Raw genomic sequence first — 24,691 nt, 5'->3', positions numbered from 1 at the left:
TCAGCGGTTCGACGTGAAGGTGAAGGCGGTTTGCAGGGCAGCCATGATCCGGTCGAGCATGAAGCCGACAATGCCGATGGTGATCACCGCGACGATGATCCGGGCCAGCGAATCCGACGAGCCGTTCTGGAACTCGTCCCACACGAACTTTCCGAGGCCGGGGTTCTGGGCCAGCATCTCGGCGGCGATCAGCACCATCCAGCCGACGCCGAGCGACAGGCGCAGCCCGGTGAAGATCAGCGGCATGGCCGAGGGCAGGACCAGCTTGGTGATGGTCTTGTGCGTCGGCAGCTGCAGCACCTTGCCGACATTGACGAGATCCTTGTCGATCGAGGCGACGCCAAGCGCCGTGTTGATCAGGGTCGGCCAGAGCGAGCAGAGGGTGACCGTGATCGCCGAGACCACCATCGACTTCGGTACGGCGTCGGAGGCGTTCACGTAGAGAGCCGAGACGATCATCGTGACGATCGGCAGCCAGGCCAGCGGCGACACCGGCTTGAAGACCTGGATCAGCGGATTGAGCGCGCCGTTGATTGTCGCGGACAAGCCGCAGGCGATGCCGACCGGAATGGCGATGATGGTGGCGAGCACGAAGCCGAGAAACACGGTCTTGAGGCTGGTCAGGATCTGTTCCGGATAGGTCGGAGCGCCCGTGTAGCTGCGGGTCTTCACGCGGTCCGCCACGCCCTGTTCGACCAGCTTGGCGTTGCGCGCCTCCTGGCGCTCGTAGAACGCCACCCGGTCCTGCCGCCCGCGCTGATAGTCGTCATAGAGCGAGCCGACCTGCTGCCAGACCTGGACCGGCCCGGGCACCGTTCCCAATGATGTCTGGACCTGCGGGGCGAGGGCGGCCCAGGCGGCGAGAAAGGCGACGATGCCGATCAGCGGCACGATCAGGCTCTGCCACAAGGCGCGCAGATTGCTGCGGGCATCGTCTCCCGCAGCGATCTTCATGACCGGCACGGACCAGCCGAGGCCGATCGCGGTCAGCGGTCCGGTGGCGCGTGTGATCCGGGACATCCGCTTTTCGCGCTTCAGAATCCGGCGCTCGGCGGGGGACAGCTCGTCGCCCATGAAATCGGAGGCGGTACTCATCGCTGGCGTTCCTTCGTCGAATGCTTCGGCGGCAAGGTCGCCGGGCAGGGGCTGCCCGGCGCGAGCGGCTGCGCTCAGTTGGAGACGACGCTGGCGACGTCCTCGGAGCCCTTCAGCCCGATCTCGAACTTCGCGAGATATTCGTTCGGCTTGCGCCCCTCATATTCGACGCCGTCGATGAACTCGGCCGTCGCCGGCTTGTAGCCATCGGTGTCGGGCACTGCGGACGGGTCCAGATAGCCGTCCTCGACGAGGGATTCCGCAGCCTGGCGGTAGATGTCGGGCCGGTAGACCGACGCCGCGGTCTCCGCGTACCAGGCATCGGATTTTTCCTCGGAGATCTGGCCCCAGCGGCGCATCTGGGTGAGGTACCAGACCGCATCCGAGTAGAAGGGGTAGGTCGCGAACTTGTCGAAGAAGACGTTGAAGTGCGGCGCTTCGCGCGTGTCGCCCTTCTCGTATTCAAAGGTGCCTGTCATCGAGTTGGCGATGACCTCGGGATCGGCCCCGACATATTCGGGTCGCGACAGGATCTCGACCGCCTGCCGGCGATTGGCGCCGCCATCGGCATCGAGCCACTGGCCGGCGCGGATCAGCGCCTTGGTGACGGCGATCGCGGTGTTCGGGTTTTCCTCGACGAAGGCCGCCGTCATCCCGAAGACCTTCTCGGGATTGTCCTTCCAGATCTCGTAGTCGGTGATCACCGGCACGCCGATGCCCTTGAACACCGCCTGCTGGTTCCACGGTTCGCCGACGCAATAGCCCTGGATGGTGCCGGCCTCGAGCGTCGCCGGCATCTGCGGCGGCGGGGTGACCGACAGGAGCACCTCGGCGTCGATCTGGCCGGAGGTGTCGCTCGGCGAATAATAGCCGGGGTTGAGCCCGCCGGCCGCAAGCCAGTAGCGCAGCTCGTAATTGTGGGTCGAGACCGGGAACACCATCCCCATGTTGAAGGTCTTGCCGGCCGAGCGGTACTGCTCGACCACCGGTGCAAGCGCGGCAGCCGAGATCGGATGCTCCGGCTTGCCGTCGGGGCCCGCCGGGATGTGCGTCTTCATCTCCGCCCAGACGTCGTTCGAGACGGTGATGCCGTTGCCGTTCAGATCCATGGAGAGCGGCGTGACGATATGCGCCTTGGTGCCGTAGCCGATCGTCGCCGCCAGGGGCTGGCCGGCCAGCATGTGGGCGCCGTCGAGCTCGCCGGTGATGGTGCGGTCGAGCAGCACCTTCCAGTTGGCCTGGGGCTCGATCGTGACGTACAGGCCCTCATCCTCGAAGAAGTGCATCTCCTTGGCGATGGCGAGCGGTGCCATGTCGGTGAGCTTGATGAAGCCGAAGGTCAGTTCGTCCTTCTCGACCGGCAGCATGCCGGCCGACGCAGGCGAGGCGGCCAGGACGGCAAACGCTCCCGTGCAGCCAAGAAGGGTTCGGCGAGAGACTGCGATGATGCTGGCCATGGCGTAAGCGTCCCCGTTCGCCGGGCATGCCGCGCCGGCGTTGCTGATCGTTGAAATGAAAAAAGGCTGCCCGACCCGTTGTCGCTCCGAAGCCTCGGAAGCGCATGAAAACGAAGTCGGCAGCCTTGCCGGTGCGCCCGCCATTGGGCGCCTATGATGCCGGCAAGCGTTGCCGGGAGATAATGGGAGACGGATCAGTCATCCGGTCTCTGGCGACCATTCTTACTGCCGCAGCGGCGATGTTGCAACGCGGCAGGATGCGTTTTTGCGGTTTTTTTGAACTTTTCCAAAGTCTGTATATTTGTTGTGCAGATCGCCATGGATCCGATCAGGCGATGTGCTCATGTCTCATGCGGATCGCCGGTTTCTGCATCAAAAAGGCCCGCCGGACGGTCCGTGATGGAGGACGGTCCATCCTCGTCCGCATCTTCATCTTGTGCGGCAGTGGGCTTTGGATCTCCTCGTGCCTCGTCGAAGAGATCCGGGCGGAATGTCCGGCCGGCGATGGCCAGCCCGGTTTCGCAGAAGCGGACGTCGCCCCAACGTGCCATCTGACGATAAAGCCACCGGCCATGGCTCCGGTCAGGACGATTGGCGTCCCCACCGGCGAAGATCATGAAGCCCTCGATGGCCCGGAATCGTCCGGGAGCGACTTCCATGCGACCCGTTATCCCCGCCATGAGATCATCCGACGGCACGCCGAGATGTTGCGGCAGGGCCAGCAAATCCGCGAGAGCGCGATGATTGGCCGGATCAGCGCACCAGAGCGCGGCCTGGCCGAGGGCGTCGATGAGCCGGGACAGGGTTTCCGGGCGGTCCCTTGCAAACGCGGCGGAGACGCCGAGCACCTTTTCCGGGCCGCGCCGCCAGATCTCCGCCTTGCTGGTGACGATCCGCCCGACACCGCGCCGCACGGCCACCGTGCTCCAGGGTTCGCCGACGCAGAATCCGTCGATCTCCCCGGCGGCGAGGGCGTCGGGCACCAGTGACGGCGGCACGACGGTGATCTCCACGTCCCGGTCCGGTTCGATCCCGGACGCGGCAAGCCAGTACCGCAGGTCGTAATTGTGGCTCGAATAGCGATGGACGACAGCAAGGCGGGCATGGCTGCGCCCCGCCTGCGCCCGCCGGCCGAGGACTGATTTCAGCGCGGCACCCGCCGCCGCAGGTCCATCCGGATCGTCGCCAGCCGTATCGGCCATGGCCCGGGCGAGGGCGGTGGAGACAGTGACGGCATTGCCGCCGAGCGCCAGCACCATCGGCGCGATCATCGGAACGGCGAGCGGGCCAATGCCCAGATTGGCCGCGATCGGCATCGGCGCCAGCATGTGTGCGGCGTCGAACTGGCCGACCCCCATCCGGTCGCGGATCGTCGCCCAGGAGGTTTCCCGGAAGAGGGTGAGATCGAGGCCGCGTTCCTCGGCAATGCCGAGCTTCGCCGCAACCAGCAGCACGGCGCTGTCGAGCAGCGGCAGATAGCCGAGGCGCACGCTCTCAAGCTTCGTCACGGGCATCTCCCAACAGCGAATAGGCGCTGACGAGGCCCTGGGCGACGTCGGCGATCTTCCGGTTCTCGTTCATCGCCGTTCGACGCAGGAGCGCGTAAGCTGCAGGCTCGTCCAGCTTCTTCAGTTTCATCAGAATGCCTTTGGCGCGTTCGATCACCTTGCGCTCGGCCAGTTCCGAGCGCGCTTCCGCCAGTTCGCTGGACAGCCGGGAGAAGGCATTGAAGCGCGAGATCGCCATGTCGAGGATCGGCTTGACGCGCTCCTTCCTGAGCCCGTCGACGATATAGGCCGAGACGCCGGCATCGACGGCCGCCTCGATCGCGCCGGCGTCGGAGCGGTCGACGAACATCGCCACCGGCTTCTTCACCAAGCGGGAGACTTGGAAGAAGTGTTCCAGCTGGTCCCGGTTGGGGTTTTCAAGGTCCACGACGATCACGTCCGGCTGAACCGTCTCGATGCGTTTCACAAGGCCGAGGATTTCCCTGACGACGGCCACCCGCCGATGTCCGGCCTCGCGCAGTCCCGCCTCGATGATCGCGGCACGAACGGCATTTTCGTCGAAGACCAGGATGGAAAGATCGGCGTCCATGCTGCGCAGTGTGCGCACGCAGGATTTTTCCGCAATGCAATATTTTCGACGGCCTGTATCGCGGGGGAGCCTGGGGTGCCCGTTGCGCTGCCTCCCGGCTGAACATCTGCTCCTGGCTGCGATGGAAGAAGCCGCCGCCATCGTGTTGGGGATGCCCTCCGCATTCCCGCTGGACCGGTCCATCGCCGCGATGGCCTGGTCGCAATCGCGAGCCGGTGGCGTCGAGCACGAAGGAGGTTCATTTGCCACCATGACCGTGCCATCTTCTTCGCCGACAAGTTTCGCGCCGGGATCGGGGATCAGGATCGCGGTCTTCGCCCGAGGGAACCAATCGCCGACAGTATGCTGACGCCCAGTCGAACCCTCCTTGGACATCTGACGATCGCCCTGGCGGTCGCCTTCGCCATGTTTGCGGCGCCTCAGGGGCCGTCGGCTTCGCACGACCCGGTCGCCACGCTGCACGCCGCCCTTGATGACCACGGCCACTCGCATGATGGCGAGCCGCTCGCCGACACATCCGGGCACGGCGATCACGAGCACAAGCACAACCCGTTCGACCATTCCCACGACAAGCCCGGAACGTTGCCCCGGTTCGACGCGCCGGTGCCGCCCGGTGCCGTGCAGCATGCCCTGGTCCGTCAGGACCGAGGTTTGGAGGGCGAAGCTCCCACCCTCGATCGACCGCCGAGACCGTCCGTCACCGCCTGATCAGACGCCGTCCCCGCGACGGCATGGCACCTTACGGACAATCGGAACCAACCATGCAAGACCCTTCCGTCGAAGGTCGTCTCGAGTCGCGCCACGCGATCCGGTCGACGCTTCGCCCCCCCATGCTCGCGCTTCTCCTGGCGACGACATGGGGCACGACAGCTCTCGCCCACGGCGTTGCCGCCGGCGACCAGGGCTACATCCAGGAGATCACCGGGGTGAACCTCATCGCCTTCATGTATCTCGGCGCCAAACACATGGCGACGGGCTACGACCACATCCTGTTCCTGCTCGGCGTGATCTTCTTCCTGTACCGGATGAAGGACATCGGCATCTACGTGACCCTCTTCGCGATCGGTCACTCCACGACGATGCTGCTCGGCGTCTATTTCAACATCGGGATCAACAGCTACATCATCGACGCGATCATCGGCCTGTCGGTCGTCTACAAGGCGCTCGACAACATGGGGGCGTTCCAGCGGTGGTTCGGCTTCCAGCCGAACACCAAGGCCGCGACCCTGATCTTCGGCTTCTTTCACGGCTTCGGTCTGTCGACCAAGATCCTCAAATACGACATCTCGCCGGACGGCCTGGTGCCGAACCTCCTCGCCTTCAATGTCGGCGTCGAGATCGGCCAACTCCTCGCCCTCGGCGCCTCATCGTCATGGGCTTCTGGCGCAGGACACCGAGCTTCTTCCGCCACGCCTACACCGCCAACGTCGTCATGATGGCCGCCGGCTTCGTGCTCTTCGGCTACCAGGTCGCCGGCTATCTCGTCGCCTGACGACCTCTCAACGCAAGGATACGACACATGTACAATACCGACATGCCCACCCGCGCCGAGCTTCCGTCCACGCGGAAGCTGGTGCGCTCGACCGTCATCGCGGCGGTCTCCGCCACTGCGATCCTGGTCACGGTCGTGCTCCCGGCCGAGTACGGGATCGATCCGACCGGGGTCGGATCGGCGCTGAACCTCACGGAGATGGGCGAGATCAAGACCCAGCTCGCGGCAGAAGCCGAAGCCGATGCCGCGAGGGACGCGGGCACCCGCGCTGCCCCGCCAACCGGTGCCGACGCCACGCCGCTTCCGCCTGCCGCCGTCGGGGTGGTGCCGCCGCCCGTCGCCCCGCTGGCACCGCCCGCGCCACCGGCACCGCCCGCCCCGGAGCGGCAGTCCAGCCTGTTCGGTGCGATCGGCAGTCTCTTTGTCTCGTCCGCCGTCGCCCAGGAGATGCGCCAGGACGAGATGACCATCACGCTCGCGCCCGGGGAGGGCGCGGAGATCAAGCTGGCCATGCAGGAGGGCGAGATCGCATCCTTCGCCTGGGTCGTTTCGGAAGGCGGTGCGGTCAACTACGACACCCATGGCGACGGCGGCGGGCAGAACATCTCCTACGAGAAGGGGCGCTCGGTCTCTTCCGACGAGGGGACGATCCAGGCGGCCTTCACCGGCAACCACGGTTGGTTCTGGCGCAACCGCGGCGATGCGCCGGTGTCCCTGACGCTGCGCACGAGCGGCACCTACACCGCCTTCGAGCGGAAGGTCTGACAAGGCCTTCCAATCACCGCCGACCGATGGTCTCGTGCCGTCGGTCGGCACCTTCTTCCGGCCGGGCAGCCGCAACGCCGGGGTCGAGGTAACGCAACCATGCTGACCGTCCTGCGCCATCGCACCTATCGCCATCTCTTCGCAGCGCAGGTTCTGTCGCTGATCGGGACCGGCCTGACGACGGTGGCGCTGGGGCTGCTCGCCTACGACCTTGCCGGCGCCAACGCCGGCGCGGTGCTCGGGACGGCGCTTGCGATCAAGATGATCGCCTATGTCGGTGTCTCGCAGTTCGCCGGGGTCCTGACGGGTTACCTGCCGCGGCGGACGCTGCTCGTCGGCCTCGACCTTGCCCGGGCGGCCTTCGTGCTCGTCCTGCCCTTCGTCACCGAGATCTGGCAGGTCTATGCCCTCGTCTTCGCGTTCCAGTCGATGTCGGCGCTGTTCACGCCGACCTTCCAGGGCACGATCCCGGATATCCTGCCGGACGAGCGGGAGTACACGAACGCCCTGTCGCTCTCGCGGCTTGCCTATGACCTCGAGTCGCTCTTCAGCCCGCTGCTGGCGGGGCTTCTGCTCACCGTGATCTCCTTCCACTGGCTGTTTCTTGGCACGGTCTTCGGCTTCCTCGCATCGGCGGGGCTGGTCGTCTCGGTCGCGCTTCCGGTCGCCAAGGCGGCCAGCGGCGGTCGGTTCGTCGACAAGCTGACCCGCGGTATCCGCGTTTACCTCGCGACACCGCGGCTGCGCGGTCTCCTGGCCCTGTCCTTCGCGGCGTCGTCGGGCGGGGCGATGGTGATCGTCAACACCGTCGTGTTCGTGCGCGCCGATCTCGGCGGCACCAACGACGACGTGGCCTTCCTCTTCGCGGCCTACGGGCTGGGCTCGATGGCGGTCGCCATCCTGCTCTCGCGGCTTCTCGACCGGGTTCCGGCCCGCACCGTCATGCTGACGGGCGCGAGCGCCATGGCGGGTCTCCTCGTCATAGCCAGCACGGGCCCCGGATGGATGGGCAGCCTCATCCTGTGGGCCCTGCTCGGTGCGGCCGCGTCGGCGATCGGCACCCCCGGGGGGCTGCTCCTGCGCCGCTCCTCCGATGCCGACAGCCGGCCCGTCGTCTTCGCCGCGCAATTCGCTCTCTCGCACGCCTGTTGGCTCGTCACCTATCCAGCCGCCGGCTGGCTCGGCGCGGCGCTCGGCCTTGGCCCGACCTTCCTGGTCATGGCTGCTGGAGCGGCTGCGGGCGCCGCAGTCGCGCGGGTCTTGTGGCCGGCGAACGATCCGGTGGAGGTCGAGCATGTCCACCAGGCGCTGGCGCACGATGCACTGCATGTCCACGACGATCATCATCAGCACCAACACGAAGGCTGGGAGGGTCCGGAGCCACACCGCCATCCGCATCGCCACCAGCCGATCCGCCATCGGCACGCTCTGGTGATCGACGACCACCACGCGACCTGGCCGACCGGCACCGCCGGTGGCTGATCCGCGGCTTGCCCCGATCACGGGGTGGTTTCAGGAGTACGGAAGTCGCAGCTGCGGGTCAGGCGCGTCCCACGAGGGCAGGGGTCTGAGAATGGACGCCTCTTCGAGTTCATGATATCCACAGCGCGATGATGTTCCACCGATCCCATGCTCGCACGCCTGCTTGGCTGCTGACTGCTCTCGCGGTCATGCTGAGCATGCTGTTCGCATCCGTCGGATCGGTCGGGGCGGAAACCCCCATCATGTCGTCGCAGCCCCTCGCCATGGCGATGGTCGCTGAGGCGGATATGGCCGGCGAACCCGGGCATGCGCACGATGGCCACCATGCGCCCGCGAAAGCCCATGATCACAAGGCCGCCGGCGCAAGTGACTGTGCGACGCACTGCCTGACAGCCGTCCCGCAGGCTATCGGGCCGACCGACGCCATGCCGGTCAGCCGCAATCTGTCCTATCCGATCCTCACGACGGATCTGACCGGACAGTCCGGCCCCACCACCGAGCGTCCTCCTCGAATCTGATCGTCCAGGGCTTTTCTCAGCCTTATTGCGTCTTCCGGCCAGCCCTTGGTCGCAAGCGTGGACGTCAGGAATTCGCCTACGGCGAAGCCTGATCCTCTTCCTCCATGACCGGTTCCGCGAGGCGCATCTCGCGGCGAACGGTATGGCGTTCAGGTTCAACAATGAGATTCTCCATCATTGCCGGCATCCTGCCCGGCCTGCTTCTGGCGGGCTGCGCGGACGCTGCTCGGGGTCTGCCCGAAACAACCCTATTCCCGTCGCCTGATGACCCGAGCATCCCTGGCGGAACACCCGGCCGTGCTTCCGTCGTCGGCGCCTATACCCATCGCACTGTCCGCGAGCCGGATGGTTGGCGCGGTACGGGCGTGGACGTTTCCCCCGTAGCCGGCCGGGAGCTGGCACGATGAGGCCGCTGTTCAGGGTGTGCAGCGTCGTACTCCTGCCACTGATCATGTCAGGCTGCGTTGCGGCTTCGGAGACTTTCGAGCCGGATCTCGGCTTCGATGTCGTGTCGGCAGACGCCGGACGGCGCCTGGGAAAGCAGACGGTCTGGGTCCAGGATCAGGCGCAGGCTGCGGCGGCCAACGAGCGGGTCCGGAACCTGCTCGCGGCGAAATATATCGGCGCCGACGCGGCCGTGCAGGTCGCGCTTCTCGGCAACAAGACGTTGCAGGCGGACTATGCAGAGGTCGGATTGTCGGTTGCCGAGCTCTGGCAGGAGGGGCTCGCCGTCAATCCGAGGCTTTCGCTCTCCTACAGCGGGATTGGCGTCGGACGGACGATCGAGGGGCTGATCGCCGCCAACATCATCCGGATGATGACCCGGGAACGGCGCCTCGACGTCGCGGAGGTCCGGGTCCTCCAGGCGCAATTGCGGGCCGTCGACGCAACGCTGGCGCTTGCGGCCAGAACGCGTGAGGCATGGATCGAGGCTGTCGCGGCCTGGGAGACGGTCGCCTATCTGAACCGTGCGAAACTCGCCGCGGACGCTGCTGCGGAACTGGCCAGCGAACTGGGCCGGACCGGAGCGATGCCGAAGGTCGAGCAGGCCCGCGAACAGGCCTTCTATGCCGAACTGACCGGGCGGACGGCCGAAGCGCGACTGGCCGCGCAACTGGCGAAGGAGAAGCTCTACCGGGTGATGGGCGTATGGGGGAAGAATCTCGATTTCGAGGTTCCGAACGCATTGCCCGCACTGCCCGGCACGCTGAAGGGCTTCAAGGCCATCGAGGCCGAAGCCCTTCGCAACCGGGTCGACCTTCAGGTCGCGCGTCTCGAACTCGAGGCGCTGGCGCGGTCCTACGGCCTGACCAGGGCCACGCGATATGTGTCCGACCTCGAACTGGCCGCCGGCGTCGAAGTCGAACGCGAGGTCGAGGAACGCGAGGACGGGTCCGAAGCGGCAAGCAAAGTCGTGTCCGCATCCGTGGAGGTGGGGCTCGAAATCCCGATCTTCGACAGCGGGCAGGCCCGGCTTCGAAAGGCGGAATTCCAGTACCTGAAAGCAGCCAACCAGCTGGCAGCCAAAGCCGTCGACATCCGGTCGCAGGCACGTGCTGCCTACAAGGCCTATCGCGGTCGCAGCGAGATCGCCCGGCACTACCGCTCTCGCGTCGTGCCATTGCGGACGACGATCGAGAAAGAAGCTCTTCTCACCTACAACGGGATGATCACGAGCACCTTCGATCTCCTCGCCGATACGCGGGCGAAGCTCGACGCGATCCTGCTCTCCCTCAACGCAAAGCGCGAATTCCACCTCGCCGACGCCGCTCTCACCGCGGCCGTCTACGGCGGCGGCGAAGATGCGCCCGAAGCCGCTGGTGGCGCCGAGATGGCGTCGGCCTCCGGCGACGATTGATCGAAAGGATCCGAACGATGGTTTCGAGACGACAATTCATCGGGGCCGGAGCGGCTCTTGCAGGTGTCGCTGCCTGGTCGAAGACGTCGGCCATGGGGCTTCCGGAAGCGCCGATCATGGAAACGGCGGCCACGCAGCCGCCGGTGATGCCGACGGCCGGGCCGGACTATAATCCCGTGGTGACGCTGAACGGCTGGTCGCTGCCCTTTCGCATGAACAACGGCGTCAAGGAGTTCCACCTCGTTGCCGAACCGGTGGAGCGGGAGATGGGCGAGGGCATGACCGCCTATCTGTGGGGCTACAACGGCCAGGCGCCGGGACCGACCATCGAATGCGTCGAAGGCGACCGGGTGCGGATCTTCGTATCGAACCGGTTGAGGGAGCACACGACCGTTCACTGGCACGGCGTCATCCTGCCCTGTGGCATGGATGGCGTGACCGGCCTGACCCAGCCGGGAATTCCGCCGGGCAAGACGTTCGTCTACGAGTTCGACGCCGTGAAGAGCGGGACCTTCATGTACCATCCGCATGGCGACGAGATGGTCCAGATGGCCATGGGGATGATGGGCATGTTCATCATCCATCCGAAGGATCCGGCCTTCATGCCGGTCGATCGCGACTTCGTTTTCATGCTGTCGGCCTACGACATCGATCCCGGTGCGTATCTGCCGAAGGTCATGGAGATGACCGACTTCAATCTGTGGGCGATCAACGCCCGGGTTTTCCCGGATGTTGCACCTCTCGTCGCGGCGACCGGCGACCGGGTCCGGGTGCGGGTCGGAAACCTGACGATGACCAATCACCCCATCCACATGCACGGTTACGACTTCGAGGTGACCTGCACCGACGGAGGATGGGTGAGGCCCGAGGCACGCTGGCCGGAGGTCTCGATCGACATTCCCGTGGGGGCGATGCGCGCCTACGAGTTCGACGCGGTCTATCCGGGCGACTGGGCCCTGCATTGCCACAAGTCGCACCACACGATGAACGCGATGGGACACGACATCCCGACGCCGATGAATGCCAACAAGGCCAGGGTTGCGGCGAAGATCCGCCAGATCCAACCGGACTACATGCCGATGGGCGAAACCGGGATGGCCGAAATGGCCGAGATGGCGATGCCGCTGCCGGATAACACGATCCCGATGATGGCCGGCTGGGGGCAGTTCGGCGCCCTCGAAATGGGCGGCATGTTCACCGTGATGAAGGTCCGGGACGGGCTTGCGGCCGACGATTACGCCGATCCGGGCGATTACGAGTTTCCTGCCGGAACGGTGGCCTACGAATGGACCGGATCGCTCCCTGAAGCCCCTGTCGCGCCGGCTGGCAGCGCCGACGGTGCCGCACTGCCCCACACGCCATCCGCCAGACGGGTCATGCCGGCCGGCGGCGATCATTCCGGCCATTGAGGCCGGACGCAAGGGACACCAACCACAATCAAAGAGGACCATTCATGCGCAAACTTACGATGCTGCTCTTCGCCGCCACCTTGCCGCTTGCCCCCGTCACCGCCCTGGCGGCCGGGAGCCATTCGGGCGGGCACCACGACGAGATGATGCTTGGCAAGCCGGCGGAGCCCGCGCAGGCGGGGCGAACCATCGCCGTGCGGATGCTGGAGACCGACGATGGCGCGATGCTGTTCGAGCCGTCGTCCATCGCGGTCAAGCGGGGCGAGACCGTGCTTCTGGAGATCCGCAACGATGGCGAGATCGAGCACGAATTCGTCATGGACGGGCACGAGATGATCCAGGAGCACAAGGTGCTGATGGAGAAGTTTCCGGAGATGGAGCACGCCGATCCGAACGCCGTGCGTCTGGAGCCCGGCGAGAGCGGCCAGATCGCCTGGACCTTCACCAATGACGGCAGCTTCGAGTTCGCCTGCCTCATCCCCGGCCACTACGAATCCGGCATGCACGGTCCGCTGACCGTCGCCGCCGAATAGCCCCCGACTGAACGCTTCTCAGGAGAAAACCATGTCCAAATTCGTGAAAACCCTCGCCCTCGCGCTCGTTGCGCTTCCCCTGGCTCTGCCGGCTCTTGCCGCCGATTACACCAGAGGCACCGTCCAGAAGGTCGATACCAAGGCCGGGAAGCTGACGATCAGGCATGAGGAACTGGCCAATCTCGACATGCCGGCCATGACGATGGTGTTCGTCGTCGCCGATCCGGCGATGCTGGAAACGGCAAAGGAAGGCCAGGCGATCGAGTTCGTGGCGGAACGGATCCGGGGCAAGTTGACCGTCGTCGAGATGAAATAGGCGCCTTTCCCGTCGGGCGGCACCAACCGCTCGGCGGGAGCAGGTCCCAAACACCACCACCATCACCACAGGCCGGCCCCATGAAATACTCGACCTTCGGCGCGATCATCGCGACCTCCACCATCGTGATGTTCGGACTGATGTATCTGAACACCTACAGCCTCGATCATGTCCTCTTCAGCGAAACCCGGGCGTGGATGGCGATCGTCATGGGGGCGACGATGGCCGTCATCATGCTGGCCTTCATGCTCGGCATGTACCGAAACCGGACGACCAATATCGCGATCTTTGCCGCGGCAATCATCGCCTTCGCCGGCGCGCTCTATCACGTGCGCAGCCAGGACACGATCGCGGACGTCGCCTGGATGAAAGCGATGATCCCGCATCATTCGATCGCTATCCTGACCAGCGAGCGTGCCAACATCTCCGATCCGCGCGTCCGCAAGCTCGCGGACGCGATCATCGAGGCGTAGCGCCGGGAGATCGGCGAGATGAAGGCTCTGATCGCCGATCTCGAAAGGGAGTAAGTCCGCAATGACATGTCCGATCAGTCGCCGGAGCTTCCTGCTCGGATCGAGCGCGATGCTTGCAACGACGGCAATACCGAGGGCCTCCGCCGCCACGCGGCACCGTCTCGTCGCTGCCGTAGGCCAGGCGCAGATCGTGCCCGAGACATTCGCAGGCCCCACGCCAGTCTGGGCATTCAACGGTACCGCGCCAGGGCCCGTGCTGCGGGTGCGTGCAGGCGAACGTCTGGCCGTCGATGTCGAGAACTGCCTTGATCAGCCGACCAGCGTGCACTGGCACGGCATCCGGATCGACAACGGGATGGATGGCGTTCCCGGCCTGACGCAGGCGGCGATCGCGCCGGGCGAGCAATTTTCCTACGAGTTCGTCCCGCCGGATCCAGGGACCTACTGGTACCATTCCCACAATCGATCCTGGGAGCAGAATGCCCGCGGGCTTCACGGGGCGCTGATCGTCGACGAGCCTGAGCTGTGGCGGGGCGCCGACCGCGACCTCGTTCTGGTCCTCGACGACTGGCGTCTTGCCCGGGACGGCGCCATCGCAGACGGCTTCGGCCAGATGATGGAATGGGCACATGGCGGCCGCATCGGCAACACGCCGACGGTCAATGGACGCCTGGGCTCAAAGATCGCCGTCCGGCCGAACGAGCGGATCCGGGTGCGCCTGATCAATGCGGCCAATGCGCGGATCATGGAGATAGCCTTTGCGGGTCTGCCGGTGCACCTCCTGGCGCTGGACGGCATGCCGACGACCATCGAAGCGCTAAGCGGAACCATCCAGCTTGCGCCCGCACAAAGGGCAGACCTCCTCGTCGACTTTGCCGGAGCGGACGGAGACACAATCGCGCTGTCGCTCCAGACGCGGGATGGGCCCTTTGAGATGGCCACGTTCGCGCTTCAAGGGGAACCCGTGCGATCGCGATATGCCGATCCTGTCGGGCTGCCGCAGTCCGGCCCGGCCGCTCTGCCCGCATTGTCGAACGCCTTCAGGACCGAACTGGTGACGGAGGGCGGCGCCATGGGCAGCATGCAGGGCGCCACGCATCAGGGCCGCTGGATGGACATGCGCGAACTCGTCTCGAGGAGCCGGGTCTGGTCCTTCAACGGGGTGGCCGGCGACATGGACCAACCGCTCGCGACCGTGGCGCGAGGCCGTCCGATCGTCTTCACCCTGCGCAACCAGACCCGATGGCCCCATGCGATGCATGTCCACGGCCATCACTTCCGTGTCGTCTCTCGCGACGGCAAGCCCGTTGCGAGCCCGGTCCTGCGCGACACCGAGCTGATGATGCCCGACGAGACGATCGAGATCGCCTTCGTCGCCGACAATCCGGGGAAATGGCTGCTTCATTGCCACATGCTGGAGCATGCCGCCGGCGGCATGATGACCTGGTTCGACGTGACATGAGGAGACGCCGATGAGGGCATCGAAAGCGACCATCGCGGCCGTCGCCGGCGCGCTCGCAATCGGCGCGTTCATTGTCTGGCGGACCCTGTCCGGGGGACCGGCATCCAACGCGCATATCGTGGCCGTGACAGTCCCGCAGCTCTCCGTCCGGGCGGAGCGTGGACAGGAACTCTTCGCCGCGAACTGTGCTGCCTGTCACGGGGAGAACGCCGGCGGCACCGATCAGGGGCCGCCGCTGATCCATCGGGTCTATGAGCCGAACCACCATGGCGACCAGGCATTCCTGATCGCCGTGACACAGGGGGTCCGTGCTCACCACTGGGGCTTCGGAAGCATGCCGCCGGTCGTGGGCGTGAGCGAGCGCCAGGTCGCCGATATCGTTGCCTATGTTCGCGCGGTCCAGAAGGCCAACGGCATCTTCTGAACCCGCCACGATCACCGTCGCAGGTATTTCACCAGCGCCGCGATCACCAGCACAAAGACCACAAGGACCAGAATGCCCCAGAGTCCCATGCCAAGGGGCATCCATCCCATATCGCCAGAGTGTTCGCCCATCATCGTTGTTCTCCTTGCTAAAGGTGGCTTTTCCGTCGGGTAGTCTTGCGAGCCAACGCCGGAGTCTTGTCGAAGACGAGGAGCGCCCCCGATCCTTGTCCGCAGTGTTGGCACATGGTTGGAACGAGGAGGCTTCAGCCTCCCCAGATCATGCGCAGGGGCATCCACAGGCCCATGCCGATCATGACGAGATTCTCGGTCAGCGACACGAAGCCCAGGGGCACATTCGAGCCGCCGCCGACGCAGGCGCATTTGAGTTCGCGTTTCTGCACATAGACCGCATAGAAGACCGACACGGCGCCGATCGTCCCGATGACCAGCGCGATCGGCGCCGACAGCCAGGTGAGGGTGCCGGCAATCATCAGCACGCCGGCCAGCGTCTCGCCGAACGGGTAGATCTTGCCGTAGCGCACCCATCGCTTCGCCAGGAGGTCGTAGTTCAGGAACATGGTCGAGAAGCTTTCGACGTCCTGCAGCTTCTGGATGCCGAGCAGGCACATGGAGATGGCGAAGAACCACTCGATCGCCCGCACGGTGAAGATCGTTTCATAGGCGGCGAAGGAGACCGCCAGCGCCATCAGGAATGCGACCGAGAAGATGGCGATCACCGGCTGGTAGGTGGTCTCGTCCTCAGACTGGACCGACTTGCCGAAATGTTCGCGCAGATCCGTATAGCCGCCGACGCGATCGCCGCCGATGAAGGCCTGAGGCGTCGTCTCGACGCCATGCTTTGCCTTGAAGGCGTCGGTCTCCTCGCGGGTGGTCAGCCAGTTGTCTTCGACCGCGTACCCTTCGCGCTCGAGAAGATCCTTCGACTTCAGCCCGTAGGGGCAGACATGCTCGTCCATGACCATCCGGTAGAGGACGGCCGTCTTCCGTGTTGGTGAAGGCAATATCGTACTCATGCCACTTCTCCTGCAACGATGATCAGCGAGCACTCGTTCGTTCGCCGATCGTCGGTATCAGATGGAGATTCTAGCTACTGGAAGGTCAAGGCGGGATCGAAAATCCGCACATGAGGCGTGTCGTAATTCAAGAGTGCTCGCATCCGGAGACGCGGCGATACACAGCGATCAAGCACTGGATCAGCGTTGAGACGAACTCGACGTCAGATCGCCAGTCAGCGTCTACTGGCATCCGTTTTTCGGAATGCCCTACGCAGCGGTGCCGAGCGCACTTCGTACAACGACGTTCGCTCCAACGGGAACACGATCTTCCAGATCGATGACGTCCTGGTTGAACATACGAATGCAGCCTGACGACACTGATCGGCCGATCGTTGAGGGCTCGTTGGTGCCGTGAATCCGGTAGTAGGTGTCCCGGCCACCGCGATAGAGATAGAGAGCGCGGGCTCCCAGAGGGTTGCCGAGCCCGCCCTCAAGGCCGCTCGCGTAGGGGCCGAACCGTTCGGGCTCACGCTTCAGCATGTTGGGGGTCGGCGTCCAGCCCGGCCACTCAGCCTTGCGGGCGATTGTCGCGTTGCGAGTAAACGCGAAGCCTGCCTTGCCGACGCCGACACGGTAGCGCATGGCCTTGCCGTTTTCCTCGACGAGATAGAGGAAATGCGCGGCCGGATCGACGACGATGGTGCCCGGAGCTTCAGAGCCGGCGAAATCAACGATCTGGCGCCGGTTTTCATCGGTAAGATGGGCAGCGGGAATGGCGGGGATGGTGCGGCCACTGTCCTCGAAGGCGGCATATCGCGGATCGCCGATCAGGCTCGGCGCAGCGTAGCCGAGCACGGTCCGGGGCAGTTCGCCGACAGACGAGCAACCCGTCATCGTAAGGAGAGCCGCGGCCAGCAGGCCTGTGCGGTGAGCGTTCCTAAAAGTCATGTCAGTCCCATTCCGCCTTGGCGTTATCGATATCCGCCGCGATTGCTTCGCGCCAGATCTCTCCGAAATGTAGCGAACGGAGCGTTCCGGTCGCATCGAGAAACAATGTGGCGGGGTAGCCGGAGACGCCGTAATGCTGTGCGAGCGCATACCCTTGATCAAGCACGACATGGTCGATTTCGAGGTCGGCTCTCGCCAGGAACCGAGACACGGTTTGCGCGCTTTCGCCCTGGTTGGCGAAGACGAACACCGCATCAGCTCGAATTGCGGTCATCCTCACCATCATTGGCATTTCGCGGCGGCATGGTGGGCACCAGGAGGCACAGAGGTTGAGGACAATCGGCTTCTCACCGAAATCGGCCAGTGAGCGGGCCGGACCGTCCAGCATGGCAAAGCTTTCGCTGGGAGCCGCGATTGCCTCCGTGCTCGCGACCAGTTGCCAGGCAATGTTCCAGGCAACGAAAGAGCCGGCGAGCGCGCCCATCGACCAGATCCGGAGACGAACGTCCTGAAACACGTAGAGGGTGTAGAGAAGGGCGGCCGCAAGCCCGGCCAACGCTGCGAAGCCTCCTTCCCAGATGCTGAAAACGCGGAACGGCTTCGGTGCAAAGGTCTCCCAGTGAAGGGCGACATGCCCCAGCCGGGCAGCGATGATACCAATTGGCACGACCGTCAGCGACCAGTTGCCCAGCCGCTCGTCGACACGTCCTATCAGAATGGCCGCGACGCCCCGAAACACGACAATTGCCATGATGGCCGCAAGGCGGTCTCCGGCGAAGACCAGGGGACCCAGTGTCAGGGCAGCCACCTCAGTTGCCCTCCGCAAGACGAATGCGCTCGATGAAGGCCTCGGCGGGGATCTCGGCTACGATCCGCGATCCCGGTATCTCGAAGCCTTCATGGTCAACGAACAACATGGTCGGCGGCCCGACAACCGCCAGTTCCGACATCGGTCCGGCTGACCCGGGGCGCTCGTCCGTGACGTCCACCTTCAGCAGCCGATATCCGGCGAGCCGCGCCTGCACCCCCTCATCCTCGAACACCTAATTGCGCGTCTTACGAATGATGGCCGGACTTTAGTCCAACGGATCTGCGCATAAGGTCCAATTTGTCATGCGACTAAGTACCATTATTTCACTAAAACCGGGAGTATATGCTGCCTAAAATATGATTCCGCTGGGGCACGTTCGACTAAGTCAGTACGCAAATTCGGAGTGGATCTATGTATACGCCAACGAACGCATCGGAGGCGCACCGCCGTGACGCCGTTCCAGCGCGTACAGGCTCATCCCACCGTCGCGCCGGCCTTATAGGACGCGCTTGCGGCGCAGTTTGTGCAGCTCGACCCGGTCATCCTGCTCCACGAGATCCGCCAGGCACAGGCACAGGCACAGGCGCGGCTGACGGCGGTGGCCGATGTGACGCCATTCGCCGGTGGCGATGGCGCCAAGGAGGACGTCGAAGCTTTCCTGAGCGGTCTGCGCCATGCCTGGATGGAGGGTGAGATCAGGCCCACGTTGCGGAAAAAACTGTCCGTACCCGCGGGCGCCGCCGCCCCCGATCCGCTGGCCAAAGTCGCCGAAGATCTCAAAGAGTGGTTCCACGGAGACCCGTCACAGACTGGGCGCGAGCTCCTGGGGAGGCTTCAGACCACTCATCCGAATGCTTATCCAGACAGGTTGATCCGCACGGTGCAGCGCCGAGTGAAAATTCGGAGAGGAGACATGGCCAGACTATTGGTGTTCGGCGCCAAGGCGGATGCGCAACCCGCCGATGACCCCTGACGCGCTGCGCGATATGAAGGCTTCGCGCGACAGGGGGCATCGGGAAACAACCGAACCTGACATCCACGGGGGCGAAAACCTCCAGAAACAAATGGCTGAGGCAACGGCCTGATCCCTTAGGAACATCCTTGGATGCAGCAATACGTGTTCTCACCCTGATTTTCGCGCCGCACGCGTCCCCACCGCGCGTCGCCGGGGCCGGCGCTTGGACACCTTCAGCCCTTCCTGCCGGTAGAGCCGATGGATGCGGTTGATCCCCGAATACTCACCCTCCCGCGCAGCACGGCGAACAGGCGTTGATAGCCGAAACGCCGGCGCTCATTGGCAACGTCACGTAGCCGACCACGCAGTTCGGTCTCCGGCGGACGGCACGACTGGTAGCGGATCATCTTGCGATCGGCACCGACGAAGGAACAGGCCCCACGCTCTGAAAGCCCCATTACGGACTGCAAATGCGCAACGGCTTTCGCGCTTGGCGGCGGCCCCTACAATTTTTTACAGAAGCTCGCGAAGTGCCGAGGCATCCAGCATCTGGTCTGCGATTAGCTTCTTCAGCTTCGCGTTCTCATCTTCAAGGGCCTTCAGGCGCTTGGCGTCGGACACGTCCATTCCGCCATACTTCGCCTTCCAGTTATACAGCGTCGCCTCGCTGACCCCGTGCCGGCAGGGCAGATCACCAGCCCTCGCGCCCGCCTCCTGCTCCCAAAGCACGTGATGATCCGTTCTTCCGTAAACCGCATCCGCTTCATCTGCCCGTCCTTCCGTCGAGGCCGGACTCTAACTCGAAGTGGAGGAAATACTCAGTGGCAGGTCAGGGGCGCTTGTGCGCTATAAGTGTTCCAGGTAACAAAGATGTCGATTGATCTTGTCCGGCAGGTCGCCAAAGATTTAGGGTTTTTAGCGAATGGAAAAGAAGGTGCTTGTAGTCGGTGGAGCGGGCTACATTGGCGCGCACACCTGCCTACTTCTCGCCCAGCGCGGCTACGTTCCGGTCGTCTACGACAACCTAACGAATGGTCATGCCGAATTCGCCCGGTGGGGACCGCTGGAGCTAGGCGACATTCGCGATCGGGCGAGGCTTCGGAGCGTTTTCAACCGATACGAGCCGGAGGCTATTGTCCATTTCGCCGCTCTAATCGAGGTCGGGCAATCAGTCCACGCTCCGCTCGCTTTCTATGACAACAATCTAGCCGGAACAGTGTCATTGCTCTTAGCGGCAGAGGAGGCAGGTCTCGATAAGGTCGTCTTCTCCTCGACCTGCGCGACTTACGGAACTCCAGAATTCTCGCCGCTTACGGAAGATCATCCTCAGGCGCCGATCAGCCCCTATGGCTGGAGCAAGTTGCTCGTGGAACACATCCTGCGCGACCTTGCTGGGCTCGATCGGATGCGATCCGTCATGCTTCGCTACTTCAATGCGGCGGGGGCCGACCCAGAAACGCGGATCGGAGAATGGCATATGCCCGAAACCCATGCCGTCCCGCTCGTGATCGAGACGGCCCTCGGTCGGCGTGAACAGTTTAGGATATTCGGCACTGATTACGCCACGCGCGATGGAACCTGCGTACGCGATTACGTCCATGTGATGGACCTTGCCGACGCCCATGTGCGCGCCGTGGACTACCTCCTAGGCGGCGGATCCAGTACGGCGCTCAATCTCGGCACGGGGACGGGCACGTCCGTCGCCGAGCTGATTGAGGAGGTGGAACGGGTCGCGGGCCGTCCGCTCAACATCGAGCGCACGGACCGGCGGCCGGGCGATCCGCCGGTGCTTGTGGCGGACAACAGGCGCGCATCAGAGACCCTCGGCTGGCGCCCGCGCCACGATCTCGCCTCTATCATTGAGAGCGCGTGGAGATGGCATGCTGGGAGCAGCATGCTGCCGGCAAAAGCCGGCTGACAAATTGTGTGCGGCGAAGGCGCGCTCGGGGAAAACGGCGTCATTCACCTGGATTGGGGATCACTTGCGCTGATAGACGTGGATGTAGTCAATGAGAAGATGGGACGGGTTCGGTGTCTCGTCGATCGGCCAGCCGGAGCCAAGTGCAAGATTGACCAACGGGAAAAACGGCATGTGGAACTCTTCCGGCGTCTCGAACGACCAAATCGCCTCGCGGTCGAGATAGAAGATGGTTTCCTCGCTTCCAATCTCGACGCCGTAGGAGTGGAAATCGGCGCTAAGCGATCCGTCCTCCACATTCGTCCAACGACCGTCGCTCGGATCCTCGTCGTCCTGGTCCGCGGTCCAGATGCGGTAGCCGCTGCTGAATTCGGAAGGCACTCTTCCGTAATACTCGATGACATCGATCTCGGCGGTATAATTTGATCGATCGACGCCAATTAGCCAGAAGGCCGGCCAGACGCCCTTTCCGGGCGGCAGCTTCATGCGCACTTCGAAATAGCCAAACTTCTGCGAGAACCCTTCTCCGCCCGAATTGGTGGAGGCTAGAAGGCCCGAGCGCCACTCGCCATTCTCGTCCTTCCGCGCCTCGATCGTTAGGATCCCGTTTTGAGTAGTGAAGGGGAAACCCGGATGCGGATCGCTGAAACGGGCGTCGCCGAAGTCGCCGTTCCACGGCGTGTGAGCGATCCAGCGCGATCCGTTCTCGCCCCAGGGGCTGACGTCAAGCGTATCGAAGTCTTCGGTGAAGGTACGCTCGAATTGCGAGATGTTCAGCACCTTCGGGAAAATTTCCTGTGCAACGGACGGTGTAGCGATCGTCATGAGAGTGAGCAACTTCGCCGCCAAGATGCGCATTGAGACACTCCTCTTGAAGATAGTTGTCGCTTCAAACCCGTGAAGAAGCGGTCAGGGTTTACGGGGTATTTGCCGCCATCCTTCCAGAAGGTCGGCCGCCATCTGAACGATCGTCGACTCAAGGCCGGCGGGCCTACCGCGCAGAGTCCACAGCGCAAGGGCCGATACCCAAAAAATTCCTAGGGCGAGGGCTACGCTGGTCCCGAGGGTTAGGATCAGACGCAGGTCCACGATATCTCCGGCCAATTCGGACTGGGCGAATGCGAGGAAGGCGATCATCGGCAGCGCCGGCAGCAGTGATAACAACAGAGTGCGAAATTGAAGGGCTAGGCTGACGCCGATCAGTCGGCGAGAGAGGAACGCGGAGGCTAGATAAGCAACGACCGCCGAGGCGACGCGAGCGAAGAGCGCTCCCATCAGTCCGAACAGCATCAGTCCCGCGACGGTCAATGGGACTCTCGCCGCAAATTCGAGGGCCATCCGCAGCGTCGCGTATTGCGTACGATCCAGCACCATGGCGAGCGGTGGCATCGCGATGGCCGGAAGACCGATCAGGCTCGCAAAACAAAGCCATTGGAGGATTAACGCGGCCGCATCCCACCCGCTGCCCGCAACCACGGCGATGACTGGCTCGGCGAGGAAAGCTAGGACAATCAGGATTGGCGCACCCACGAGAACCAACGCATGGGTCGCCTTGAGGAAGGCGGCCGCGAGGGGCGGGGTTCCCGGCTCGAACTTTGAAAAGGCTGCCATCAGCGGTCGGATCAACGGTCCGACGAACGTCTGGTGCGGGATGCTCGCCAGATTGTCGGCCACGGTGAAATTGCCGAAAACGCTCAGGCTGGTGAAACGGGGTAGTAGAAGCCTGTCGATCTGCCAAGTGAAGGCGCTAAGCACCTGAGCGACCGTGTGCCAGCCGATCATGTCCTTGAAGCGCGCCCATTCGGATAGACCGAAGGCCGGCCGCATCGGAGCGATGACGTATGAGGCGGCGGCGGCTGCTGTGGGTCCCACTACCGAGCCAATCGCAAGGCTCCAATAGCTCCCTGTGAGGATTGCGGCCACAATTGCGACAGCCAAAGTAGCGCCTTTCTGGATAAGGTCGAGCGCGAACTCCGGACGGAAATCGAAGCGTTGCATAAAGAGGACGAGCCGCGGGCTAACTACGCTGCGCATCGCCGGAGCGAGGGCGAGCGCCGCTAGAAGGGCAGTAAGCCGGGGGTCGCCGTAGATCCATGCCAGCGGCCAGGCGGCCAGCACCATGATAAGACAGATTGTCAGGCCGCGCATCAAGCCGAGCGTAAAGGCCGTCGTCAGCATGGAATCGCTGAGATCGCCTTGGCGCACGAGCGCCTGGACCAAAGGAAGGTCGAACACGGTTTCCACAATCACAAGCACCGTGGTTGCGATCGCGACCAGGCCGAAATCCTCAGGGCTTAGAAGCCGTGCGAGCACCAAGAGGCTGACGAGGTCAAGCGAGCGGGCGAGAAACTTGCCGCTCAGCAGCCAAAACCCGGCCCGCGTCGTGGAGATGGAAACGTTCGACGCCGGCGGTCGATCTCCCCGCGACGGGCGCAAACTCATGGGGACACCGCCTCGGCTCCGCCCGCGCGGCACCTCGCAAAACTGCGTCTTACGACCTCCTCGAACCGACTGCGGAAGATCGCTTCGGAGAATTGCTTACTATGGACGCGGATCGCGAGAGGATCAAAGTTAGCTTCCCGCCGTTCGAACTCATCCAGAGCTTCGATAAGCGATGCCGCGCTTTGGCTAGGAAAGCGCAGACCCACGTCCGAATTCGAAACGGTTTCCTTCGCGCCGCCGGCGTCGAAAGCGATGACGGGGCGGCCCGAGGCCATGGCCTCGATCGGCACGATGCCGAAATCTTCCACGCCGGGAAAAAGAAGGGCACGGCAGCGCGTCAGGTGATCCTTCAAGACGCTGAAGGGCTGGTGACCAAGGAACCGGACGGAGGGGCCGGCTGTCCTCTTCAACCGTTTCTCTTGCTCTCCCTCTCCGATCACGACGAGACTGCGACCGGTGGCGGTACAGGCTTCGACTGCGATGTCAACGCGCTTGTATCCAGTTAGTTGTCCGGCGCAGAGGTAAAAGTCACCCCGGTCTCGGGCAAGCTGAAAATCAAGCACAGCGACCGGCGGATAAACGACCGTGGCCGCGCGATTGTAGAAGCGCCGGATCCGCCCGGCCACATAATATGAATTGGCAACGAAGGTATCGACCCGAGCAGCGGTGGTTACATCCCAGGCTCGGAGGGGAGGGCCGGCCAGCGTCATAGCCAGACGACCCGGAAGGGAAAGTTCCCGGCGATAGGCGTGGAACTGATCCCACACATAGCGCATCGGCGAATGAACGTAGCAGATATGCACCGCGTCAGACCGGGGGACGATCCCCTTAGCCGGCCCAGATTCGCTCGAAAGGATCAGATCGTAATCCTGCAGATCAAACTGCTCAAGCGCGAAGGGCATCAGCGGCAACATCTTGGTGTAATGTCGACGGGCTCCCGGAATCCGCTGCAGAAACGAGGTGTGGATGGCTTTCGATCTAAGATCGTCGCTAAGCCGCGATGGGTCGCAAACGAGTGTGAAAATATCGGCCTGCGGGAAGAGCTTGCAGAGTTGCTCGATAACCTTTTCACCGCCTCGCATTGATACGAGCCAGTAGTGAACGATGGCGACGCGCAGGGTAGCCAAGTCTGGCGATCCTGCAGTTCCGGCGCTGCTTACCGTGGCCGTGTCTTCTGCGGTTGCCAGATCCGCTTCCATCGTCGTTCCGATCATCATC

At 63.8% G+C, this 24,691-nt stretch carries 24 protein-coding genes and 2 pseudogenes; 13 read left to right on the top strand and 13 right to left on the bottom strand.

Annotated features, from left to right (window positions below; genetic code table 11):
- The 4 genes from H536_RS0114960 to H536_RS0114945 all read right to left on the bottom strand — a co-directional run bounded on the left by H536_RS0114960 (window position 1) and on the right by H536_RS0114945 (window position 4,649).
- Window positions 1–1,095, bottom strand: a complete 1,095-nt coding sequence (locus H536_RS0114960) for an ABC transporter permease (protein ID WP_024351244.1) — start codon at window positions 1,093–1,095, stop codon at window positions 1–3.
- Window positions 1,096–1,169: 74 nt separating this feature from the next.
- Window positions 1,170–2,552 (bottom strand): CmpA/NrtA family ABC transporter substrate-binding protein, encoded by a 1,383-nt coding sequence (locus H536_RS0114955; RefSeq protein ID WP_024351243.1) that lies wholly within the window; start codon window positions 2,550–2,552, stop codon window positions 1,170–1,172.
- Between the two features lie 341 nt (window positions 2,553–2,893).
- Window positions 2,894–4,066: a CmpA/NrtA family ABC transporter substrate-binding protein gene (locus tag H536_RS0114950; RefSeq protein WP_169513633.1), complete on the bottom strand. Its 1,173-nt coding sequence runs from the start codon at window positions 4,064–4,066 to the stop codon at window positions 2,894–2,896.
- Window positions 4,047–4,649, bottom strand: coding sequence for an ANTAR domain-containing response regulator (locus tag H536_RS0114945; RefSeq protein ID WP_024351241.1), 603 nt, complete (start codon window positions 4,647–4,649; stop codon window positions 4,047–4,049). The genes H536_RS0114950 and H536_RS0114945 overlap by 20 nt, the downstream gene beginning before the upstream one ends.
- An 830-nt stretch (window positions 4,650–5,479) precedes the next feature.
- On the opposite strand from H536_RS0114945, the pseudogene H536_RS22695 reads away from it, so the two are divergent.
- The 11 genes and pseudogenes from H536_RS22695 (at window position 5,480) to H536_RS0114880 (ending at window position 15,381) form a co-directional block, all read left to right on the top strand.
- A pseudogene (locus H536_RS22695) lies at window positions 5,480–6,141 on the top strand (HupE/UreJ family protein).
- A gap of 27 nt (window positions 6,142–6,168) precedes the next feature.
- Window positions 6,169–6,906, top strand: coding sequence for a hypothetical protein (locus H536_RS0114930; RefSeq protein ID WP_024351239.1), 738 nt, complete (start codon window positions 6,169–6,171; stop codon window positions 6,904–6,906).
- Window positions 6,907–7,005: 99 nt separating this feature from the next.
- Entirely contained in the window at window positions 7,006–8,388 is a 1,383-nt protein-coding gene (locus H536_RS0114925; protein WP_024351238.1) for an MFS transporter, read from the top strand.
- A gap of 197 nt (window positions 8,389–8,585) precedes the next feature.
- Window positions 8,586–8,906 carry a hypothetical protein gene (locus tag H536_RS24460; protein ID WP_155898507.1) on the top strand — a complete coding sequence of 107 codons (321 nt, stop codon included), beginning with the start codon at window positions 8,586–8,588 and terminating at the stop codon, window positions 8,904–8,906.
- A 403-nt stretch (window positions 8,907–9,309) separates the two neighbouring features.
- The gene (locus H536_RS0114910) at window positions 9,310–10,764 is read left to right on the top strand and encodes a TolC family protein (protein ID WP_024351236.1); all 1,455 of its coding nucleotides are present in this window, start codon (window positions 9,310–9,312) and stop codon (window positions 10,762–10,764) included.
- 17 nt (window positions 10,765–10,781) lie between these two features.
- Entirely contained in the window at window positions 10,782–12,173 is a 1,392-nt protein-coding gene (locus H536_RS0114905; protein WP_024351235.1) for a multicopper oxidase family protein, read from the top strand.
- A 44-nt stretch (window positions 12,174–12,217) separates the two neighbouring features.
- A complete protein-coding gene (locus H536_RS0114900; protein ID WP_024351234.1) occupies window positions 12,218–12,706 on the top strand; it encodes a cupredoxin domain-containing protein in 489 nt (162 codons plus the stop codon).
- Between the two features lie 31 nt (window positions 12,707–12,737).
- On the top strand, window positions 12,738–13,022 hold the full coding sequence (locus H536_RS0114895) for a copper-binding protein (protein WP_024351233.1): 285 nt from the start codon (window positions 12,738–12,740) through the stop codon (window positions 13,020–13,022).
- Between the two features lie 80 nt (window positions 13,023–13,102).
- Window positions 13,103–13,495, top strand: a complete 393-nt coding sequence (locus H536_RS22690; RefSeq protein WP_051141607.1) for a DUF305 domain-containing protein — start codon at window positions 13,103–13,105, stop codon at window positions 13,493–13,495.
- Between the two features lie 61 nt (window positions 13,496–13,556).
- Window positions 13,557–14,957, top strand: a complete 1,401-nt coding sequence (locus tag H536_RS0114885; protein ID WP_029703338.1) for a multicopper oxidase domain-containing protein — start codon at window positions 13,557–13,559, stop codon at window positions 14,955–14,957.
- 10 nt (window positions 14,958–14,967) lie between these two features.
- Window positions 14,968–15,381, top strand: coding sequence for a c-type cytochrome (locus tag H536_RS0114880; protein ID WP_024351231.1), 414 nt, complete (start codon window positions 14,968–14,970; stop codon window positions 15,379–15,381).
- A gap of 11 nt (window positions 15,382–15,392) precedes the next feature.
- On the opposite strand, the gene H536_RS25360 is transcribed toward H536_RS0114880, so the two are convergent.
- The 5 genes from H536_RS25360 to H536_RS0114855 all read right to left on the bottom strand — a co-directional run bounded on the left by H536_RS25360 (window position 15,393) and on the right by H536_RS0114855 (window position 18,390).
- A complete protein-coding gene (locus H536_RS25360; RefSeq protein ID WP_280137485.1) occupies window positions 15,393–15,515 on the bottom strand; it encodes a hypothetical protein in 123 nt (40 codons plus the stop codon).
- Window positions 15,516–15,646: 131 nt separating this feature from the next.
- Window positions 15,647–16,417, bottom strand: a complete 771-nt coding sequence (locus tag H536_RS0114870) for a MauE/DoxX family redox-associated membrane protein (protein WP_024351230.1) — start codon at window positions 16,415–16,417, stop codon at window positions 15,647–15,649.
- A gap of 249 nt (window positions 16,418–16,666) precedes the next feature.
- Window positions 16,667–17,254, bottom strand: coding sequence for a L,D-transpeptidase (locus H536_RS0114865; protein WP_373279300.1), 588 nt, complete (start codon window positions 17,252–17,254; stop codon window positions 16,667–16,669).
- A gap of 94 nt (window positions 17,255–17,348) precedes the next feature.
- Window positions 17,349–18,155, bottom strand: a complete 807-nt coding sequence (locus H536_RS0114860; RefSeq protein WP_024351228.1) for a TlpA family protein disulfide reductase — start codon at window positions 18,153–18,155, stop codon at window positions 17,349–17,351.
- Window position 18,156: 1 nt separating this feature from the next.
- Window positions 18,157–18,390 (bottom strand): hypothetical protein, encoded by a 234-nt coding sequence (locus tag H536_RS0114855; protein ID WP_155898506.1) that lies wholly within the window; start codon window positions 18,388–18,390, stop codon window positions 18,157–18,159.
- Window positions 18,391–18,681: 291 nt separating this feature from the next.
- Between H536_RS0114855 and H536_RS0114850 the strand changes: the two genes are divergently transcribed.
- On the top strand, window positions 18,682–19,131 hold the full coding sequence (locus tag H536_RS0114850) for a hypothetical protein (RefSeq protein ID WP_024351226.1): 450 nt from the start codon (window positions 18,682–18,684) through the stop codon (window positions 19,129–19,131).
- 168 nt (window positions 19,132–19,299) lie between these two features.
- Here H536_RS0114850 and H536_RS24455 read toward each other — a convergent pair.
- Window positions 19,300–19,880, bottom strand: a pseudogene (locus tag H536_RS24455) (transposase); the annotation flags it as partial.
- A gap of 155 nt (window positions 19,881–20,035) precedes the next feature.
- Here H536_RS24455 and galE point away from each other — a divergent pair.
- Window positions 20,036–21,031 (top strand): UDP-glucose 4-epimerase GalE, encoded by a 996-nt coding sequence (gene galE / locus H536_RS0114840; RefSeq protein ID WP_024351225.1) that lies wholly within the window; start codon window positions 20,036–20,038, stop codon window positions 21,029–21,031.
- Window positions 21,032–21,091: 60 nt separating this feature from the next.
- Here galE and H536_RS0114835 read toward each other — a convergent pair whose 3' ends face one another.
- From H536_RS0114835 to H536_RS0114825, 3 genes are read right to left on the bottom strand one after another with little or no spacing between them, the layout of a single operon-like run.
- Complete coding sequence (locus H536_RS0114835) at window positions 21,092–21,889, bottom strand: glycoside hydrolase family 16 protein (protein ID WP_024351224.1); 798 nt, start codon at window positions 21,887–21,889, stop codon at window positions 21,092–21,094.
- A gap of 51 nt (window positions 21,890–21,940) precedes the next feature.
- Window positions 21,941–23,473, bottom strand: coding sequence for an oligosaccharide flippase family protein (locus H536_RS0114830; protein ID WP_024351223.1), 1,533 nt, complete (start codon window positions 23,471–23,473; stop codon window positions 21,941–21,943).
- Complete coding sequence (locus H536_RS0114825) at window positions 23,470–24,672, bottom strand: glycosyltransferase (RefSeq protein ID WP_051141612.1); 1,203 nt, start codon at window positions 24,670–24,672, stop codon at window positions 23,470–23,472. Before H536_RS0114825 ends, H536_RS0114830 begins: the two co-directional genes overlap by 4 nt.
- Window positions 24,673–24,691: the final 19 nt, after the last annotated feature.

The sequence above is a fragment of the Aurantimonas coralicida DSM 14790 genome, assembly GCF_000421645.1.
In the GTDB taxonomy this organism is placed as follows: domain Bacteria; phylum Pseudomonadota; class Alphaproteobacteria; order Rhizobiales; family Rhizobiaceae; genus Aurantimonas; species Aurantimonas coralicida.
The sequence above is the reverse complement of the archived record's forward strand: the minus strand, read 5'-3'. Positions and strand labels throughout refer to the sequence as shown.

Coding starts and splice junctions, on each gene's coding strand:
- H536_RS0114955 (WP_024351243.1), bottom strand. CDS start 2,552: ATGGCCAGCATCATCGCAGTCTCTCGCCGAACCCTTCTTGGCTGCACG.
- H536_RS0114960 (WP_024351244.1), bottom strand. CDS start 1,095: ATGAGTACCGCCTCCGATTTCATGGGCGACGAGCTGTCCCCCGCCGAG.
- H536_RS25360 (WP_280137485.1), bottom strand. CDS start 15,515: ATGATGGGCGAACACTCTGGCGATATGGGATGGATGCCCCTTGGCATG.
- H536_RS0114900 (WP_024351234.1), top strand. CDS start 12,218: ATGCGCAAACTTACGATGCTGCTCTTCGCCGCCACCTTGCCGCTTGCC.
- H536_RS0114925 (WP_024351238.1), top strand. CDS start 7,006: ATGCTGACCGTCCTGCGCCATCGCACCTATCGCCATCTCTTCGCAGCG.
- H536_RS0114885 (WP_029703338.1), top strand. CDS start 13,557: ATGACATGTCCGATCAGTCGCCGGAGCTTCCTGCTCGGATCGAGCGCG.
- H536_RS0114930 (WP_024351239.1), top strand. CDS start 6,169: ATGTACAATACCGACATGCCCACCCGCGCCGAGCTTCCGTCCACGCGG.
- H536_RS0114950 (WP_169513633.1), bottom strand. CDS start 4,066: ATGCCCGTGACGAAGCTTGAGAGCGTGCGCCTCGGCTATCTGCCGCTG.
- H536_RS0114880 (WP_024351231.1), top strand. CDS start 14,968: ATGAGGGCATCGAAAGCGACCATCGCGGCCGTCGCCGGCGCGCTCGCA.
- H536_RS0114825 (WP_051141612.1), bottom strand. CDS start 24,672: ATGGAAGCGGATCTGGCAACCGCAGAAGACACGGCCACGGTAAGCAGC.
- H536_RS0114910 (WP_024351236.1), top strand. CDS start 9,310: ATGAGGCCGCTGTTCAGGGTGTGCAGCGTCGTACTCCTGCCACTGATC.
- H536_RS24460 (WP_155898507.1), top strand. CDS start 8,586: ATGCTGTTCGCATCCGTCGGATCGGTCGGGGCGGAAACCCCCATCATG.
- H536_RS0114835 (WP_024351224.1), bottom strand. CDS start 21,889: ATGCGCATCTTGGCGGCGAAGTTGCTCACTCTCATGACGATCGCTACA.
- H536_RS0114830 (WP_024351223.1), bottom strand. CDS start 23,473: ATGAGTTTGCGCCCGTCGCGGGGAGATCGACCGCCGGCGTCGAACGTT.
- H536_RS0114870 (WP_024351230.1), bottom strand. CDS start 16,417: ATGAGTACGATATTGCCTTCACCAACACGGAAGACGGCCGTCCTCTAC.
- H536_RS0114895 (WP_024351233.1), top strand. CDS start 12,738: ATGTCCAAATTCGTGAAAACCCTCGCCCTCGCGCTCGTTGCGCTTCCC.
- galE (WP_024351225.1), top strand. CDS start 20,036: ATGGAAAAGAAGGTGCTTGTAGTCGGTGGAGCGGGCTACATTGGCGCG.
- H536_RS22690 (WP_051141607.1), top strand. CDS start 13,103: ATGAAATACTCGACCTTCGGCGCGATCATCGCGACCTCCACCATCGTG.
- H536_RS0114905 (WP_024351235.1), top strand. CDS start 10,782: ATGGTTTCGAGACGACAATTCATCGGGGCCGGAGCGGCTCTTGCAGGT.
- H536_RS0114945 (WP_024351241.1), bottom strand. CDS start 4,649: ATGGACGCCGATCTTTCCATCCTGGTCTTCGACGAAAATGCCGTTCGT.